Annotated in this window: 14 protein-coding genes and 1 pseudogene; all 15 read left to right on the top strand. The window is 68.5% G+C overall.

The features are described 5' to 3' along the window. The first annotated feature begins 224 nt into the window (after nt 1–224). The 15 genes and pseudogenes from ACYUED_RS38145 (at nt 225) to ACYUED_RS38075 (ending at nt 16,262) form a co-directional block, all read left to right on the top strand. On the top strand, nt 225–1,046 hold the full coding sequence (locus tag ACYUED_RS38145; protein WP_491288996.1) for a DUF6415 family natural product biosynthesis protein: 822 nt from the start codon (nt 225–227) through the stop codon (nt 1,044–1,046). A gap of 312 nt (nt 1,047–1,358) precedes the next feature. After that, entirely contained in the window at nt 1,359–1,850 is a 492-nt protein-coding gene (locus ACYUED_RS38140; protein WP_491288995.1) for a LuxR C-terminal-related transcriptional regulator, read from the top strand. Between the two features lie 140 nt (nt 1,851–1,990). Next, nucleotides 1,991–3,016, top strand: a complete 1,026-nt coding sequence (locus tag ACYUED_RS38135) for a protein-L-isoaspartate O-methyltransferase family protein (RefSeq protein WP_491288994.1) — start codon at nt 1,991–1,993, stop codon at nt 3,014–3,016. Then, entirely contained in the window at nt 3,006–3,848 is an 843-nt protein-coding gene (locus ACYUED_RS38130) for an SAM-dependent methyltransferase (protein WP_491288993.1), read from the top strand. The genes ACYUED_RS38135 and ACYUED_RS38130 overlap by 11 nt, the downstream gene beginning before the upstream one ends. 303 nt (nt 3,849–4,151) lie before the next feature. Beyond that, nucleotides 4,152–4,460: pseudogene (locus ACYUED_RS38125) on the top strand (NUDIX domain-containing protein); the annotation flags it as partial. 321 nt (nt 4,461–4,781) lie between these two features. Continuing rightward, nucleotides 4,782–6,005, top strand: coding sequence for a methyltransferase, FxLD system (fxlM, locus tag ACYUED_RS38120; RefSeq protein WP_491294609.1), 1,224 nt, complete (start codon nt 4,782–4,784; stop codon nt 6,003–6,005). A gap of 65 nt (nt 6,006–6,070) precedes the next feature. Beyond that, the gene (gene fxlA, locus ACYUED_RS38115) at nt 6,071–6,247 is read left to right on the top strand and encodes an FxLD family lanthipeptide (RefSeq protein ID WP_491288992.1); all 177 of its coding nucleotides are present in this window, start codon (nt 6,071–6,073) and stop codon (nt 6,245–6,247) included. Between the two features lie 105 nt (nt 6,248–6,352). Continuing rightward, on the top strand, nt 6,353–6,484 hold the full coding sequence (locus ACYUED_RS38110; RefSeq protein WP_362873090.1) for an FxLD family lanthipeptide: 132 nt from the start codon (nt 6,353–6,355) through the stop codon (nt 6,482–6,484). 37 nt (nt 6,485–6,521) lie between these two features. Then, complete coding sequence (locus ACYUED_RS38105; protein ID WP_491288991.1) at nt 6,522–6,698, top strand: FxLD family lanthipeptide; 177 nt, start codon at nt 6,522–6,524, stop codon at nt 6,696–6,698. Between the two features lie 85 nt (nt 6,699–6,783). Beyond that, nucleotides 6,784–9,888 (top strand): lantibiotic dehydratase, encoded by a 3,105-nt coding sequence (locus tag ACYUED_RS38100; protein WP_491288990.1) that lies wholly within the window; start codon nt 6,784–6,786, stop codon nt 9,886–9,888. Then, nucleotides 9,875–11,134, top strand: a complete 1,260-nt coding sequence (locus tag ACYUED_RS38095) for a lanthionine synthetase C family protein (protein WP_491288989.1) — start codon at nt 9,875–9,877, stop codon at nt 11,132–11,134. The genes ACYUED_RS38100 and ACYUED_RS38095 overlap by 14 nt, the downstream gene beginning before the upstream one ends. 15 nt (nt 11,135–11,149) lie before the next feature. Then, the gene (gene fxlM / locus ACYUED_RS38090) at nt 11,150–13,240 is read left to right on the top strand and encodes a methyltransferase, FxLD system (RefSeq protein WP_491288988.1); all 2,091 of its coding nucleotides are present in this window, start codon (nt 11,150–11,152) and stop codon (nt 13,238–13,240) included. Between the two features lies 1 nt (nt 13,241). Beyond that, nucleotides 13,242–14,342, top strand: coding sequence for a hypothetical protein (locus tag ACYUED_RS38085; RefSeq protein ID WP_491288987.1), 1,101 nt, complete (start codon nt 13,242–13,244; stop codon nt 14,340–14,342). Between the two features lie 44 nt (nt 14,343–14,386). Continuing rightward, nucleotides 14,387–15,613, top strand: a complete 1,227-nt coding sequence (fxlM, locus tag ACYUED_RS38080) for a methyltransferase, FxLD system (RefSeq protein ID WP_491288986.1) — start codon at nt 14,387–14,389, stop codon at nt 15,611–15,613. A gap of 454 nt (nt 15,614–16,067) precedes the next feature. Then, nucleotides 16,068–16,262, top strand: a complete 195-nt coding sequence (locus ACYUED_RS38075) for a hypothetical protein (protein WP_491288985.1) — start codon at nt 16,068–16,070, stop codon at nt 16,260–16,262. Nucleotides 16,263–16,306 lie beyond the last annotated feature (44 nt).

Raw genomic sequence — 16,306 nt, 5'->3', positions numbered from 1 at the left:
CCCAGGACGTCCCGGCCGGGTCCTGTGGGGCGGTACCGGTGTCTCCGCGTTCCCTGAACGATGCCCGTGTAGCTCACAGCGCTGTGTCTCCCCTGAACGAACCGCCCTTGTCGGCGAGTGGCGGCTCGAAATGCCTCGGCGGCTCCTCTTCGGGGGCCGTCGAGGCGACGCCCCGATCGTTAACTTCGAACCAGGCCAGTGGAGTTGCCCCTATGCCTCGCACCATGACCTCAGCCCCCACGGCCAGCGGTGGGCAAGCGGACGGCGCGTCCTGGCCGGAGGGCTCATTCCAGAAACTGGACCGTGGCCTGAGGGCCGTTCTGTCGACGCTGGTCCCCGGGCCGCCGCCTCTCGCGGTGCAGGAGACCCTTCATCGCGAAGTGACCAGACTGGTCTTTGCCGAGACTGCCTCCGTCAGCGAAGACCCGGACGAGCGACACGTGCAACTTCTCCTCATGCGTGGCCACTTGATGCGGCTGCTGGGAACAGTTGTTCCCGTCGATGCCAACGAGCCTCCCCTGGAAGACGATCGGCTGGTCGTACGCGTTCGTGCCCTGCTCGACGAGGAGATTCCCGGCGAAGCAGTGCGTGCGGCGTTTTTGCACCGGCGGATGTCCGAGGTCGGGCGGGAGTTGCTCGCCGTCCTTCCTCCTACCTGCGTTTCTGACGAAGTTGTCGATGGCTGGGGAAGGACTGTGTGCGCCGGGTTCGATTCGACGCGTATTCGCGAAGCCATTCGTGCGGCGAAGTCCTGGGAGCAGGCAGGGGTGTACCCGCATCCGCGCACCCTCGCGGCGGTCACACGAGCGCTCAGCGGCTACGTCACGACGCTCGTCCCCTACGTCTCGATCCATTTGGAATCGCTTTCCGCCGGGAGTCGCGGGTGGTCCGCATGCGGTGAGGCGATCGAGCGCTCGCAGGAGGCCCGCGACGTCGCTCCGGGCGAGGGGCTCAAGGCGGCGAGGGAGCACGCATTCCGTCTCGCAGTCCACACAGAGGCCCTGCTGCGCTACGCCGAACAGAACTGCGAGCGGGACGGTGAGTGACATGACCAGGTCCTATCGCGCGGCGCACCCTCTCCGGCTTCAACCGGCTCCAGCCTCCCCACCGAATTCGGGCTCACCCCGGAGAGACGAGCCGGCCACAGGGCGCATTCGACATGGCTGGGGACAGGCTCGCGCGCCCTGGGGCGCCGTCCTCCTCGCTGCCGCTATCAGCCTGCCCACCGTCTGCATCCTCGCCGACCTCGCCCTGCAGCTCTACCGCGGTTCGTAGCTCACGCCGCAACGAGCCGACCAGCGAAGTGGGCCAGCCCCGATATGACGACGACCGTGCCAGAACACCGAAGGAGTAGGACCATGCCGGCCCCGGACGAGCCCATCTCGCCGCCGCTTTCCCCTCAGGAGCGGGAGGCTCTGCTGGGCATCTCTCAGGGAAGGACGACCACAGAGACGGCCTGCGACATGGGAGTGTCCGACAGCACGGTCAAGACGTACATCCTCCGGATCGGCGGAAAGCTCGGAACCTCCGAGCGGGCGGGCATGGTGCACCTCGCCTACCGCCACGGACACTTGGACGTCCCCGGGCCCGTGGACTGCATCGTCGAGCTGCCGGAGGAGCAGCGCACCGTCCTGGCAGGGCTCGCTGGCGGAAAAACCGTCCAGGAGATCGCGGCCGTCGCGAAGCGTCCGCTGGACGACGTACGCAAGGACGCTCGACGCCTGCTGCGGGCGCTGGGCGCTTCCTCGGCCGCGCACGCCATCACGCGAGGATGGCAGTTCCGTCTCCTGGGCCCCGCGACCGGCCGTAACAACTCCGGAGACGTCGTCGCCATGGCAGGACAGGCATGAACGCCCGCGTCGAGGCCGACAGCCTGCGACCTGGCAGTGGCCACGTTCACCAGCACGCGAGGGACGTGTTCACCTGCGATCGGCGACAGGAGTTCGTGCCCCACGTGATCCGTACGCACCGAGGTGGTCGCTGGCGAAGGGTGGACCGCAGTAAGAATGCTGGCGAGTGGGCGAAGTTCGTCCATCGCTCCGAGATGCTCGTGTTCGACGTGGACGATGGTGGGGAGGGCGGCCCCGGCATCGTCACGGGAGTGATCCCGTCCAAGGAAGACGTTGCGGCGCGCCTGGCCGCGCTCGCTCCAGTGCCGGGGACGGCCGTTGCCGAGATCGGCACGGACTGTGGCTGGACGGCAGCCTCTCTGGAGCACCTTCTCCAGGGCGGCCAGGTGGTGACGGTCGCGGACACAGAACGTCTCGCCGATATTGCCCGGCAGCGTCTACGCCCCTACCCGCGGGTTCGGGTGGTCAGCGGGTCGCAGGCCGGGGTCTTGGGACCGGCGGGTTCGTTCCACGGGCTCCTGTCCCATCGTGCGGTACGCCGTGTGCCGTGGGAGTGGGTCACCCGGGTTCGCCCGGGTGGCCGACTGTGCCTGCCCGTCCGTACCGCTCTGGGCGGATCCAGCACGCTGCTCGTCCTGACCGTGGCGCGGGACGGTGCGTCGGCCAGCGGACGTTTCCATGCCGGACCGGCTCCGCAGACCGTGTGGCTGCGCGAGCACCGCCCTGGTGAGGGCACCCCCGTCGAGTCGCAGGGCAGCCCGAGGGCGTCGGAAGCCCTTGACCCGAGGGGGGCGCACGTACGGCCGGCGGCCCGGTTGTTCGCCGGCCTGCTTCGCCCTGACCTTCGAATGCAGGTGGTGCGCGGCGTTGCGCAGCTCGAAGGCGACGTTGCCGACCGCTTGCGTATTCATGACCACCAGGCGTCTCGGGCGGTGGTCTTCCTCCACTCCCCCCGCATCTACGAGTGGGGGCCGCGCGATCTCGGCTCCGATCTGTTCGACGCGCTCGATCAGTGGCACGCGGCCGGAGAACCAGAGGTTGAGCAGCTGGGCGTGACGATCACGGAGACCGAACACACTCTGTGGCTCGGTGCACCGGACGGTCCGTCGTGGCGTCTGCCCGAACTCCACACGATCACCGGCGAGGTGGAGCGGCATGCGACCTGACCATCCGATGCTCCTCCACCCCTCCGCAGCGATCGCCGAGTTGCAGGCACGGCCGTCGAGCGCCCGGATGCAGAACTACCTGCTCGGCGGGCGGGACCACTACATCGTCGACCGTGACGGGGCCCTTCGGGCGGCCGACCGCATGCCGTTCCTGGAGAACGCCGTCCGCCACGAGCGCCTGTACGCGCTCCTGATGGTGCAGGCCCTGGCCATCGCGGGCATCCGACAGCTGGTCGACTTCGGCTGCGGCCTTCCCCACGGCCCCACGCCGGTGGATGTCCTGACCCGCATTCATCCCGGCGCCCGCGCCGTGTGCATCGACAACGACGTGCTGGTGCACACCCATGCCGACGCAATGATGACGGCCAAGGCGCCCGCTGTCGTCGAGAGCCTGTGCGCCGACGTACGCGAGCCCGAGTCGATCCTCGCCTCCAGAGAAATTCTGGAGACGATCAACTGGCGAGAACCGGTCATCCTTCTCCTCGGCAGCGTGCTCCACCACATCGAGGACACCGCGGCGCAGCCCCTGACCGTCCTCGTCGACCAGTACAAACACGTTGCCGCCCCCGGCAGCGCTCTCGTCATCACGCACGCCACCGCCGACGTCTCGGGCAAACCCGTGCGCCGATTCGCCAAGACCATGACGGCGGCCGGCTGCCCCGTCCACCTGCGGACGAAAGAACAGATCGCCCAGCTGTTCGACGGCTGGCAACTGACCTCCCCGGGCCTGACCGCGCCACAGACACTGGCACTCGAATACCCGGTCCTGCCCCAGGCCGCGTCATACGCCGGCACGGCCCGAAAGGAGACCGCGCATGGCCGAGCTGTGTGATCAGCAGACCGGCGTGATCAAGCCGGTGACCAGCCAACTCCCCATGGTGTCCCGGCTAGAATCCGTGGCGTCCGGAAACGGGCACCCGGGCGTCGCGGTCACTGACGCTGGACGTCACGTCTGCACCCCGGAGATCCGCATGCCCCACACCCGCACGTTCTCGCGCGTTCCCGAAAGCCCCTTTGCGGGCTGGTTAGCCGACGCTACGCCCTGGTGCCCGGACGCGAGTCGGCGCCGGCCGCACCCGGATTTGGCAGGCCAGTGGTGAACGGGCAGACAGCCTCGCATCGGGGCGGGAACGACATGGCGCAGCGCCACCGGGAACCGGTCGACGTCCATCTCATCCTGCGGCGTGGCGGCGAGGTGCTGCTGAGCCGGCGGGCGGGCGACACCTACGCGTCGGGCCTGCTGCACATGCCCTCCGGGCACCTCGACGGAGACTTCGAAGACGTGGTCACCGGGCTGGTCCGGGAAGCCGAGGAGGAGCTGGGCGTCGTCATCCGGTCGGCCGATGTCCGCGTCGCGCTGGTGATGCAGCACCGCAGCCCCAAGGGTCACAACCGCACCGGCTGGTTCTTCGAGGTCACCCAGTGGGTCGGCGTCCCGCGTGTCGCCGAGCCGGACCGCTGCTCACAGCTGGACTGGTTTGCCCTCCATGACCTGCCCGACGACATGGTGGCGTACTGCCGGGCCGGCCTGGATGCGTACCGCAACGGGCACTCCTTCGCCCTGCACCTCCAGGAACCCGACGACCCGATCGCCTACGACGCGAACGGGCCAAGCCGTCTGCACCCCTTGCCCGCGCGGGCGCCGGACCCCTACGCCGTCGAGCAACAGCTGGCTTCTGCCAGCCGGCATCCATCGCCGAACCACCATGCCGTTGGCGCCGACGCCGGAGGCGAAGGCGCACGAGGCCCCGTAAGGAACCCCTCTGTGACCGATGTGGCCGAGGCCCCCGACGAGGCCACCCGGCTCCGCAACAAGGTCGTCGACCAGCTCAAGGAGGACGGCACGATCGTGTCACCCGCGGTCGAGGCCGCCATGCGCAAGGTGCCCCGGCACCTTGCCGTACCGGAGGCGTCGCTCAGCGACGCATACAGCACCTACAACGCCGTGGCCACGCAGGAGAACGAGCACGGCTATCACACCAGCTCGGTCTCTGCCCCGCAGATCCAGGCGATGCAGCTGGAGCAGGCCGACATCCGCCCCGGCGACAACGTGCTGGAGATCGGCACCAACGGGCCGAACGCGGCCTACCTCGCAGAACTGGTGGGATCCACCGGGCAGGTCACCACCGTCGATATCGACCCCGCGCCCGCCGACCGCGCCAGGCGGTTCCTCGCCGAGACCGGCTACACCGACGTCAACGTCGTCGTCGCCGACGCCGAGAACGGCCTGCCCGAGCACGCCCCCTACGACGCGATCGTGGTGACCGTCGGGGCCTGGGACATCCCGCCCGCGTGGACCGTCCAGCTCAAGGAAGATGGTCGGCTGGTCGTGCCCCTGCGTATCAACGGCCTGACCCGCACCTACTCCTTCGTCCGGCAGGCTGACCACCTGTTGGCCACGAGCGCTCACGTGTGTGGTTTCGTGGCGATGCAGGGCGCTGGCTCCCACGCCCAGCAGGCGATCCAACTGCCTGGGGACAAGGGCGTCACCCTGCGATTCGACGAGGGGCTGCCCACCGACCCGTCGCTCCTGGACGGCGTCCTGGACACTGCCCGCGCCGAGACGTGGACCGGGGTGACCGTCGCCAGCCAGGAGCCCATCGGCACCCTCCAGATGTACCTGTCCACGCAGGTCCCGGCGTTCTGCTTCATGTCCACCACCCCCGAGTTGGCCACCGGCAACATCGGCCCGACGGGCAGCAGCTGGTCCATGGTCGCCATCGACGGGCCGCACTTCGCCTACACGGTCGTGCGCCGCGACACCGAGAAGAAGACCGCAGAGTACGGCGTCCATGCCTTCGGGCCCGACGCGGCCGAGTTCGCTGAGCGAATCGCCGACATCTTCCGCACCTGGGGCGAAAAGGTCCGCGGCACGGACGGGCCGCGCATCGCCGTCTACCCGGCGGGCACGCCCGATGACCGGATCACCGGCGACCGGATCATCGACAAGAAGCACAGCCGGATCTCGATCTCCTGGCATCCGGCGTAGCCGCTGGGTGCAGGACGTCCTGCAACACCTGACCAGCAACATCGCACTGAACAGGAGGACTTGCTGTGACATCTGCTGTGACGACTTCTCGGCCGGCGCACGTGGCGGCGGTGCCGGGAGATCCCTTCGATCTGGACGTCACCGTCGTCGAATCTGGCCAACTGGTCGGCACGGTGGCCGCTTCTGATGGCGGCTGCCAGGCCACGTGCGGCAGCGGCGCCTGTATCTCCAGCGGTGCCTGATCACCCCACCAGACCCCCGACACGGTGACCCAACCGTGTCGGAAGCCGCCAACAGGCGGCACACACAGCGGCTTTGACCGCACAACCTCAGAAGGAGACACGCACATGGAGAACGACGAGTTCGACCTCGACATCAGCGTCCTGGAGTCCGGCGACGGCTCGGCCACGCTGGTCAACCTCACCGACGACGGCTGTGGCAGCACCTGCTCCAGCCCGTGCGCCACCGCCGTCGCCTGAGCACCCTCCGCTGAATCGACGAGTAGGGAGACCCCACATGGAGGCGAGCACGGTCAAGCAGCAAGCCAGCCCGCCTGCTGCACCGGTCGGTGACCCGTTCGACCTGGACGTCAGCGTCCTGGAGTCCGGCGATGGGTCCGCCGTCCTGATCAACCTGACCGACGACGGCTGCAAGCCCACCTGCAAGGGGTCCTGCGCCACCAACGTGGCCTGACCCGTCGCATCAACCGGTGCCGGTCCGCACAATGTGCGTTCGTCGTGCGGGCCGGCACCGCACGGACACGGAACAGGAAGGGCTCATGAACTCGAGGCACGAGGTGCTCTACCAGCGCGCGGACGTGGCACTGGTCAGGGCCGCCCGCCACACGCGGTTGCCGCTGCCACCGTGGCCGGACGTCACTGGCGACTCTCCGGGCCAAGTGCAGCAGTGGCTTACGTGGCTCCGTGCGGTGTGGGCCCTCGACGAGGTCTCGGATGCCGTTGAGCAGGCCAGTCCCTCGCTCGCACGCCACATGGACGCACTGTGCGCGACGACCGCCGTCCCGCAGGCCCGACAGGTCCGCCGGATGCTGGTGTCGATGATCCGGTATGTGCAACGGATGACCGGCCGCGCGACGCCGAACGGCCTGTTCGCCGGGATCGCGCTGGCCACCCTCGGGGAGCGACCGGAGGTGCACTGGGGCAGGGGGCACCGGGCCGTGGCCCGTGCGGACGCCGCCTGGGGAACGGAGGTGATCCGTCGCCTGGAGGCTTGCCCCGAACTGCTACGACGTCTCCCCGTGGTTGCCAGCAACACCTCGTTCGTCCGGGGGGACCGATTGATCGTCCCCTACCCTGCCCGGTCTCGAAGCACCGGCAAGCCGACGGCAGAGGTGTCAATCAGGTTCACCTCTGCGGTGCAGGCCGCGCTGGACGCTGCGCGATCCCCGATCAGGTACGACCTCCTCGCGGACAAGGTGCAAGCCGGGTTCCCCCAGGTTCCGGAGTCGCGGGTCAGGGAATTGGTCACGAGCCTGATACGGAACGGCGCACTCGTCAGCAGCCTGCACGCCCCTTCCGCCGTTCTTGATCCTCTCGACCACCTCGTACGGCAACTGGACGCCGTCCACGCCGACGACGTAGCGCCCGTGGCGGACCTGCTCACCGACCTGCGATCCGTGCGCGACACCGTGGCCCAGCACAACCAGGCCCTGACGCCAACGGACGGACGGCGCCTGCGCCGCGCGCTCTGCCAGAAGATGACGGAGGTCGCCGCCGCAGATCACCCGGTGGCGCTGGACCTGCGCATGGACTGCTCGCTCGTACTGCCCACCCAGGTCGCATGCGAGGCGGAGCAGGCGGCCACCGTACTGGCCCGCCTCACGCCAGCGCCGTTCGGCATGCCCGGCTGGAAGGAGTACCACACCCGCTTCTTCGAGAAGTACGGCATCGGTTCCCTGGTGCCGCTGCGGGACGTGACAGACCCCGATGCCGGGCTCGGCTTCCCCGCCGGCTACATGGACAGCGAGCCGGAGGCGCGCGAGACGCTGTCCAAACGGGAGCAGCGGCTTCTTGCCCTCGCCCAGGCCGCCGCTCTTGAGGGCCGCGACGAGATCGTGCTGGACGAGGACCTGATCAGCCGCCTTCAGGTCGGGGACCAGGACGGCATGCAGGTACCGCCGCACATGGAGGTCTCCTTCCGCGTCAAGGCCGCTTCGACCGACGCCCTTGCCCGCGGTGATTTCGCGCTCTGCGCGATCCACCCGTCACGCGGCATCGGCACCACGAGCGGGAGGTTCCTCGCGCTCTTGAATGCCGACGACCGAGCGCGCGCCGCCGCAGTGCTGGAAGGACTCCCCGTCAACGCACCCGGGGCGCTGCCGGCGCAACTCTCCTTCGCCCCGCTTGACCGAGCGGACTCCAACGTCAGCCGCGTTCCCGAGATGCTGCCAGCCGTCATCAGCCTGGCTGAGCACCGGACCACGGACGAACGCACCATCGACCTTGACGACCTGGCCGTCGGCTGCGATCGGCGCAGGCTCTACCTCGCCTCCCTCTCACGCAAGTGCCTGGTGGAACCGCACGTAATGCACGCCCTGGACCTACGGGCCCACACACCGCCCCTCGTCCGCTTCCTCGCCGAGATCAGCCGCTCCCAGTCCGCCGTCGTCACCGACTTCTCATGGGGAGCCGCCGCAGCCCTGCCCTACCTCCCGCGCGTGCGCTACGGGCGCACTGTCCTCGCGCCCGCCCGCTGGTTGATCCACGCCTCCGAGGTACCCGACCGAGCCGCGTCATGGGACGAGTGGCACACGGCCGTTGGCCGGTGGCGCACGCAACGCCGCGTGCCGGAGGCCGTTGCCCTGACCGAAGGCGATCAGCTTCTCCCGCTGGACCTCTCCGAGAGCGCCCACCGCGCCGTACTGCGCGCCCACCTCGCGACGGCCGAGACCGCCGTGCTGACGGAGACTTCCCCGGACCGAGGCGGCTGGTTCGCCGACCGAGCCCACGAGATCGTCCTCCCCATGACGGCCACCCGCGCCCCGAAGTGGCCAACGGTTCCCCCCGTCACCGCGGACCGCCTGCTCACCCGCGACCACGGACACCTACCCGGCACCAGCCCCTGGCTCCTGGTCAAGCTCTACGGACACCCGGAACGACACGCCGAGATCCTGTCCCATCACCTCCCCGGCCTCCTCGCCCAGTGGGAGACCCCACCGACATGGTGGTTCATCCGCTACCAAGACCCTCGACCGCACCTGCGACTGCGGATCGCCGTCCCCGCACCCACGCATGTGGGGCAGGCCGTCGCGCGAATCAGCGACTGGGCCGCACATCTGCGCCGCGCCGGCCTGGTGAATGACATGCAGTTCGCTACCAACTACCCCGAAACCGGGCGCTGGGGCACGGGTCCGCTGATGAGCCTCGCCGAAGACGTTTTTGCCGCCGACTCCCGTGCCCTCGCTGTGCAGTTCGCCCAGCCGAGCCGCACACACCCACGAGTCCTCGCCACAGCGAACTTCGTGTCCCTCGCCACCGCCTTCACCGGCGACGTGGACGAAGCGATGGAATGGCTGTCCAGATACGGGAAGATCACAGATCCGCGCCCACTCGACCGGCAGGTCCTTCCCGAAGCGGTCCGCCTGGCTGACCCGAGCGACGACTGGGCGGCCTTGCGGGCGCGCGCCGGTGGGGAGGCCATCACCGCGGCCTGGGCACAGCGAGACGAAGCCATCGCACGGTACCGGTCCCGGCTGCGCGAATCCGACCTCGATCCCCACCTCGTGCTCGATTCGCTCCTGCACGCCCACCACATCCGGGCCACTGGCATCGACAAGGGCGACGAGCGCATGTGCGTCCGGCTGGCCCGGGCCGCAGCCCTGGCCTGGACGGCACGGAGGGGGAACAACCATGGGCCTGCGTGAGACTGCCCGCCTCGCGGCCGGAGCCATCGCCGACCGGCTCGCCGCCCCGGACGACGTGCGCGACCTCGACCTCAAGCAGGGCTGGTGGCCACAATCCCTCGCGCACGGCGCCGTCGGCGTGGCTCTGCTGCACATCGAGCGCGCCCGCGCCGAGCAGGGCCCTTGGCAGCGCGTACACGACTGGCTCGCCTGCGCGGTCGACGGCGGAGCCGTCGGCGGAGCGGACGCCCACCTCTACTACGGAGCGCCCGCGCTCGCCTTCGCCCTCCACTCCGCCGCCGGCCGCCCGGGACGGTACGCCCGCGCCCTGAGCACACTCGATACACATGTCACGAACCTCGTGTGCACGCGACTTCGCGCCGCCCACGACCGCATGGACCACGGCGAGTTCCCCGAGCTGGCGGAGTACGACACGATCCGCGGACTCAGCGGCCTGGGCGCGTTGCTGCTGCATCGCGGCACCAACCCCGATCTCCTGCGGAACGTCCTCACCTACCTGGTGCGGCTCACCGAGCCGGTCAAACACGACGGCGAACTCCTCCCCGGCTGGTGGAGCCACCTTGCCCCCTCCGGCAAACGTTCCCCTGACTACCCGGAGGGGCACGCCAACAACGGCGTGGCCCACGGCATCGGCGGCCCCCTCGCACTGTTGGCTCTCACCGCCCGCAAGGGCATCACCGTGCCCAACCAGAACGAAGCGATCACACGCATCCTCAACTGGCTGGACCGATGGCAGCAGGACGGACCAGCCGGACCGTGGTGGCCGTACTGGATCACCCGCGACCAACTGCGCAGCGGCAAACCCGGCCCCGGTCCCTCCCGCCCATCCTGGTGCTACGGCACCGCAGGCTTCGCACGTGTCCAGCAGCTCGCCGCCCTCGCCACCGGCGACACGCACCGCCAACACCTTGCCGAGACCGCCCTCCAACAGGCCATGACCGACCCAGGCCAACGCAACGCCACCGTCGACCTCTCCCTGTGCCACGGCTTCGCCGGACTTGCGCACATCACGCAACTCGCCGCCGCCGATGCGATCACCCCCGGCCTGACCGAATGCCTACCCGACCTGCTCGCGCCGATCACCGAGACCGCCCCCGACACCCTCGTCCACATGCTGTGCAGCCCGGCCGACGGCGGAGACATCGGACTCCTCGAAGGGGCCGCAGGCACGGCGCTCGCGCTTCACGCCTTCTCCACCGAAGGCCCCTCCCTGTCCGGCTGGGACAGCTGTTTCCTGACCAACTGACCTGGAGAGACACACATGGCTCCGGAAGAATGGCCGCAGCGCGTGCTGACCTTCACGGCATGGGACCAAGCGGAGACAACGGCCGCACAGCACCTGCTGCCCCTGCTGGCCGCCAACAACGCCGAGCTGACCCACTGGTCGTTCCTGCGGAAGTTCCCCACCTGGCGGCTGCGATACCGCCCCGCCGGTCCTGCCGCGGCCAAGCGCCTGGACCTCGCACTGGATGAGCTGGTCTCGGCCGGCACCCTCGCCTCCTGGAAGCCGGGGCTCTACGAGCCGGAGGAAGCCGTCTTCGGAGGACCGGCCGCCATGGCTGCCGCACACCTCCACTTCCACGAGGACAGCCGCCACATCCTCGAACACCTCGCCCGCCAGCAGTCTGGAACGCCCGACCCACTCAGCCGACGGGAGCTGGCCGTCTTGATGCTCAGCGTGGCGATGCGCGCTGCCGGCCTCGACTGGTACGAGCAGGGCGACGTGTGGGCGAGGGTCGCGGCTGAGCGAGACGGCGGCATAGCAGCGTCCGACCGGGTGAGGGCATCCGTGCAGCGACTCATGACCGTCGACGTCAGCCCGTCCAGCAGCCTCGCCTGCGACGGCCGACTGGAGACGCTGACCGACTGGATCAACGCGTTCGACGCCCTCGGCCGCCGACTCGCCGACCTCCACCACTGTGGGGAGCTCCAACGCGGCCTGCGGGCCGTACTCGCCCACCACGCCATCTTCCACTTCAACCGACTGGGCCTCCCCCGGGAGGAACAGCACACCTTGTCAACACTCGCGAAAGAGGTAGTCATGGGAACGAGCGACAGCGCCGCGTCCACCCCCAGCACGACGTCACCGACCACTACGGTCAGCGACGTGAACAGTGACACCATCGAAGCCAGCGCCGCCGACCACCTGCGTACTCAGCTCATCGACCGATTGGTCACAGAGGGCTCGGTTCGCACGCCTCGCGTGGAGGAGGCGATGCGGACGGTACCCCGCCACCTCTTCGTCCCCGATGCCCCACTGGAGGCGGCGTACAGCAACGCGCCCGTCAACATCAAGTCCGACGACAGCGGCGCATCCATCAGCTGCGCCTCCCAGCCCGACATCGTGGCGATCATGCTCGAACAGCTGGAGGCGGAGCCGGGGCACAAGGTGCTGGAGCTGGGCGCCGGCACCGGCTTCAACGCGGGGCTCCTCGGCTATCTGGTCGGAGATAAGGGCCACGTCACCACCGTCGATGTGGACGACGACCTAGTCGAAGGCGCCCGCGCCGGACTCGTTGCTGCGGGCATCGACAACGTCGAGGTCATCCTCGGCGACGGCGCACTCGGTTACTCGCCGAACGCTCCCTACGACCGCATTGTCGCCACGGTCGGCGCCCACGGCGTCCCGCACGCCTGGCTCGACCAGCTCGCCCCCGGCGGACGACTCCTCACTCCGCTGCGCCTTCGCGGCAGCGTCTCGCGGTCGATCGCCTTCGAGCGGACCGAGGACGGCGCCTGGCGCAGCGTCGGCTCCGAGATGAACACCTTCATGCCGCTCCGACGCGGCATCGCGGACGACCCGCGCCGCTTCGTGAAGCTCACGGACGACGGCTCTGTGACCCTGGTGACCAACGGCGACCAGGTCGTCGACGCCGAGGCCCTGGCCCGCGTACTGGGCCAGACGCGCACCGAGGCATGGACCGGCGTGAACTTCCGGGGCCCGGAGTCGGCCGAGTGGCTGGAGCTGTGGCTGACCTGCACCATGCCAAACGGCCTCAGCCGGATGCCCGCAACCCGAGAGGCCATCGACCGAGGTGTGGTCACCGCCCCGTACGCGAGCTCCACCGCCGTGTTCGAAGGTGGCACGCTGACGTACCTCACCCGCCGCACGGCCCCCGAGAAAGCCCCGGACGGCGCCACCCTGTACGAGTTCGGTGTCATCGGCCACGGGCCCGAGGCGCAGGCCCTCGCCGACCAGGTCGCCGAGCAGATCCGCGCCTGGGACCGCGACTACCGCAGCCGCGAGGTGCGGTTCGAGATCCAACCGGTCGACACCGCTGCACTCGCACCGAAGCCTGGCCGCTTCGCGCTCGACAACGCACTCAACCGCCTGCTCATCGAGTGGCAGTGAGATGGACGCCAACCGGATAGCACAGCGGTTCCCGCTGGTCGCTCGTCCGCGCCCCGCGTGCCCGCCGCTCTCCGAGCGCGTCAAGGAGATCAGCACCCTGGCTGAGACCGCTCACCAAGAAGGCGGTCTCAGCCAGGGAGCCACAGCGATGAACAAGTCGGCCCTGATCGCCAGTGACTGCGGTCTTCCGAGCCTTGCACGCGAACTGTGCTGGCGCCACGCCGAGATCTACCTGCTCGCCCAGCCGTTGGGCGCGCAGGAAGCGCGGTATGCCTTGGAACCTCTCGTCAACCTTGCCCGTCTGCACATCCGAGATGGCGAAGGGGAACATGCCTACCGGCTCCTCGACACCCTGAACCGCGCGGTAAAAGGCAAGACTGATCTGCTCTTTGAGGATCACCTTGTATCGTTCCGGAACCTCACGGCCACAGCAGAGGATCACCGGACCGTGTGCCAGTGGCTGTGGACGGTGCTGCTGGGCGATGGAACGCGCGCGCTCGTCGCAGCCAAGCAATGGGACCGAGCACGGGCGCATGCTGTGCAGCACAAAGGAATTGGCCGTCGCCTATTCGACGGCCGCCAGGTGGAAATCGTGACGCGCTGCCTCGGGGGAGACCCAACCTCGGCACGCCGGATCATCGACGAGAGCACGCTAACCGAAACCTGGGAACACCCCGTTGCGGCATGTCTTACGGTGCTCTGCCTCATGGTCGGCGGAGGAGCGCCGGAGGGCGCAGGCGAGAAGATGACAGCGGAGTTCCTGAGTCTCGACACCGGGTCTGAACTGGCCGTCTTCCGCGCACGCGTTGGGCTGACAGTCCTCGACCTCTCCCCGTACTCCAGCCAGGCCGGGGTCGCCCGTCGCCTCGTGAACGACGCGGTGCGTTTCGGAGACGGGTACGTCGCGCGAGACGTCCTCTTGCACGCCGCTTGTTCCAGAGAGATGACCGCAGGAGAACAACGCAGGCTGACCGAGGCGGTCGGCTGCGCTGGGCTGGGATGCGGCGCTATGCCGCAGAAGCTGGAACGGGATCTCCTCGATGCCGTGGAGGTGAGCACGACAGCAGTTAGGCAACACCTCGTTGGCCAGCACTCTTCCTAGCCTCGCTTTCCAGCCCATGACCTCGCTCGAATGGAGACCCACCCTTGACTCCCGTCACCGATCCCGCCGTATGGCGGGACGAGCTCGTGAGCCGCCTCGTCGACAGCGGCCACCTGCGGACCCCGGAGGTCATCGCCGCGTTCCGGGGCACCGAGCGCCATCGGTTCCTCCCCGGTGTCGACCTTCAGAGCGCCTGCGTCGACGACGCCGTGGCGATCAAGCATGACGCGGCTGGCGCGATGATTTCCTGCATCTCCGCTCCCTCTATCGTCGCCACCCAGCTCGAACAACTGGGCGCCCAGCCCGGCCACAAGATCCTCGAAGCCGGGGCCGGCACCGGATACAACGCCCGGCTGCTGTCAGAACTCGTGGCTCTCGAAGGCCAGGTGTGGACCGTGGATGTCGACCAGGACCTCGTCGACGGCGCGCGGAAGAACCTCGCTCAGGCCGGGGCCGCAAACGTGACCGTCGCGCTGGGCGACGGCGCCGCCGGTCTGCCCGAGCACGCGCCCTTCGACCGCATCCAGTTCACGGTCGGTGCCGGCGACATTCCCGTGCGGATTCTCGACCAGCTCGCCCCCGGTGGACGCCTCGTCATCCCGATGCGGATTCGCGGCAGCATCTCCCGAAGCTTCGCGTTCGAACGCGACGGCCAGACCTGGAGGACGGTCTCAACCGAGATGATGACGTTCGTCCCCCTACGCAAGGGCGTCTGCGACGACGTCCGCACCACGGTCGACATGGCAGGTGAGGGCGACGTGCGCTTGGAGACCTACAGCGAGCAGAACGTCGACCGGGAGGCGATCCGCGCCGTCCTCGACCAGCCCCCGGCCGAGATCTACACCAACGTGAAGTTCCGCAAGGGCGACCCCTACCAATGGCTCTACCTGTATCTGGCATACGTGCTGCCGAACGGCCTGTCCCGGATGCCGGGATCCCGTACCGGCCTCGTCCCGAACTTCGGCTGGGGCTCGATGACCGCACTCGACAATGACACCTTGGCCTACCTCACGAAGCAGGAAGGCGATGACGAGCACGGCCATTTCTGGCAGATCGGGGTCATCGGCCACGGCCCGCGCGCCAGCGAACTTGCCGATCAGGTCGCCACCGAAATCAGCGAGTGGGATAAAAACTGGGGAAACAACTCACCCGAACCCAGCTTCCGCATGGCCGTCGGTGATGCCCGCGACCAACTGACAGCCGCCGAGTCACGCTTCGTTATGGACAAGCCCTGCAGTCGCCTCGTCGTCGACTGGCCGCGCAGGAGTTGAGCCGACGATGCCATCACAGCAATGGAGAGAAATTCAGCCCCGTTGATCAGCATCACCCGAGCCTGCAGCGCAGGGTTATTTCCCGTTCTGGGTGCCAACGCCCGTGTCCACCATGCATTTTTCACAGGGTTCTGACCTCAGAACATCGATTACTTCCCTGGTTTACCTGTAAAATCATTGAAGGCCGGAAACGGTCACCCGGGCGTCGCGGACATGACGCGAGACGACAAGTCTGCGCCCCCGGAGGACATCGTGCCCGCCCTGTTTCCCGCCTTAGCCGGTATGATGGCCCGACTCGGCCGCGCCCGGACCAATGCGGTCACCAGCTGTGCAGGCACGTCATCTTTCAGGCGCGCTGACGCCTCAAGTCCCGCAGCCTCGCGGGTCCTTGCCGCTGCCCCGAAGGGTAACGCGGGGTCCCTCGGACGCACTCGCCTGGCAGAAACCCAATTCCGTGAGCATCACTGTCTCCCTGGTTGTTGTGCTGGCCGTCATGGTGTGGCTGCTAATCCGCAAAGGCGGCCTCAAGGCCGGCCACGCAATAGCGGCCATGCTCCTCGGCTTCTATCTCCACGACAGCTCGCTCGCTCCGTCCATCAGCCGCGTCGTACAGAGTGCGGTCGAGACGATCAGCGAGATCCGCATATAGACCGGCCGCCGGGGCACCCCCGTGGGCCCTGGCCGTACGCCGCC

This window comes from Streptomyces sp. DF42 (genome assembly GCF_058267695.1).
The sequence above is the reverse complement of the archived record's forward strand: the minus strand, read 5'-3'. Positions and strand labels throughout refer to the sequence as shown.

Coding starts and splice junctions, on each gene's coding strand:
- ACYUED_RS38145 (WP_491288996.1), top strand. CDS start 225: ATGACCTCAGCCCCCACGGCCAGCGGTGGGCAAGCGGACGGCGCGTCC.
- ACYUED_RS38140 (WP_491288995.1), top strand. CDS start 1,359: ATGCCGGCCCCGGACGAGCCCATCTCGCCGCCGCTTTCCCCTCAGGAG.
- ACYUED_RS38130 (WP_491288993.1), top strand. CDS start 3,006: ATGCGACCTGACCATCCGATGCTCCTCCACCCCTCCGCAGCGATCGCC.
- ACYUED_RS38110 (WP_362873090.1), top strand. CDS start 6,353: ATGGAGAACGACGAGTTCGACCTCGACATCAGCGTCCTGGAGTCCGGC.
- ACYUED_RS38105 (WP_491288991.1), top strand. CDS start 6,522: ATGGAGGCGAGCACGGTCAAGCAGCAAGCCAGCCCGCCTGCTGCACCG.
- ACYUED_RS38100 (WP_491288990.1), top strand. CDS start 6,784: ATGAACTCGAGGCACGAGGTGCTCTACCAGCGCGCGGACGTGGCACTG.
- ACYUED_RS38095 (WP_491288989.1), top strand. CDS start 9,875: ATGGGCCTGCGTGAGACTGCCCGCCTCGCGGCCGGAGCCATCGCCGAC.
- fxlM (WP_491288988.1), top strand. CDS start 11,150: ATGGCTCCGGAAGAATGGCCGCAGCGCGTGCTGACCTTCACGGCATGG.
- ACYUED_RS38085 (WP_491288987.1), top strand. CDS start 13,242: ATGGACGCCAACCGGATAGCACAGCGGTTCCCGCTGGTCGCTCGTCCG.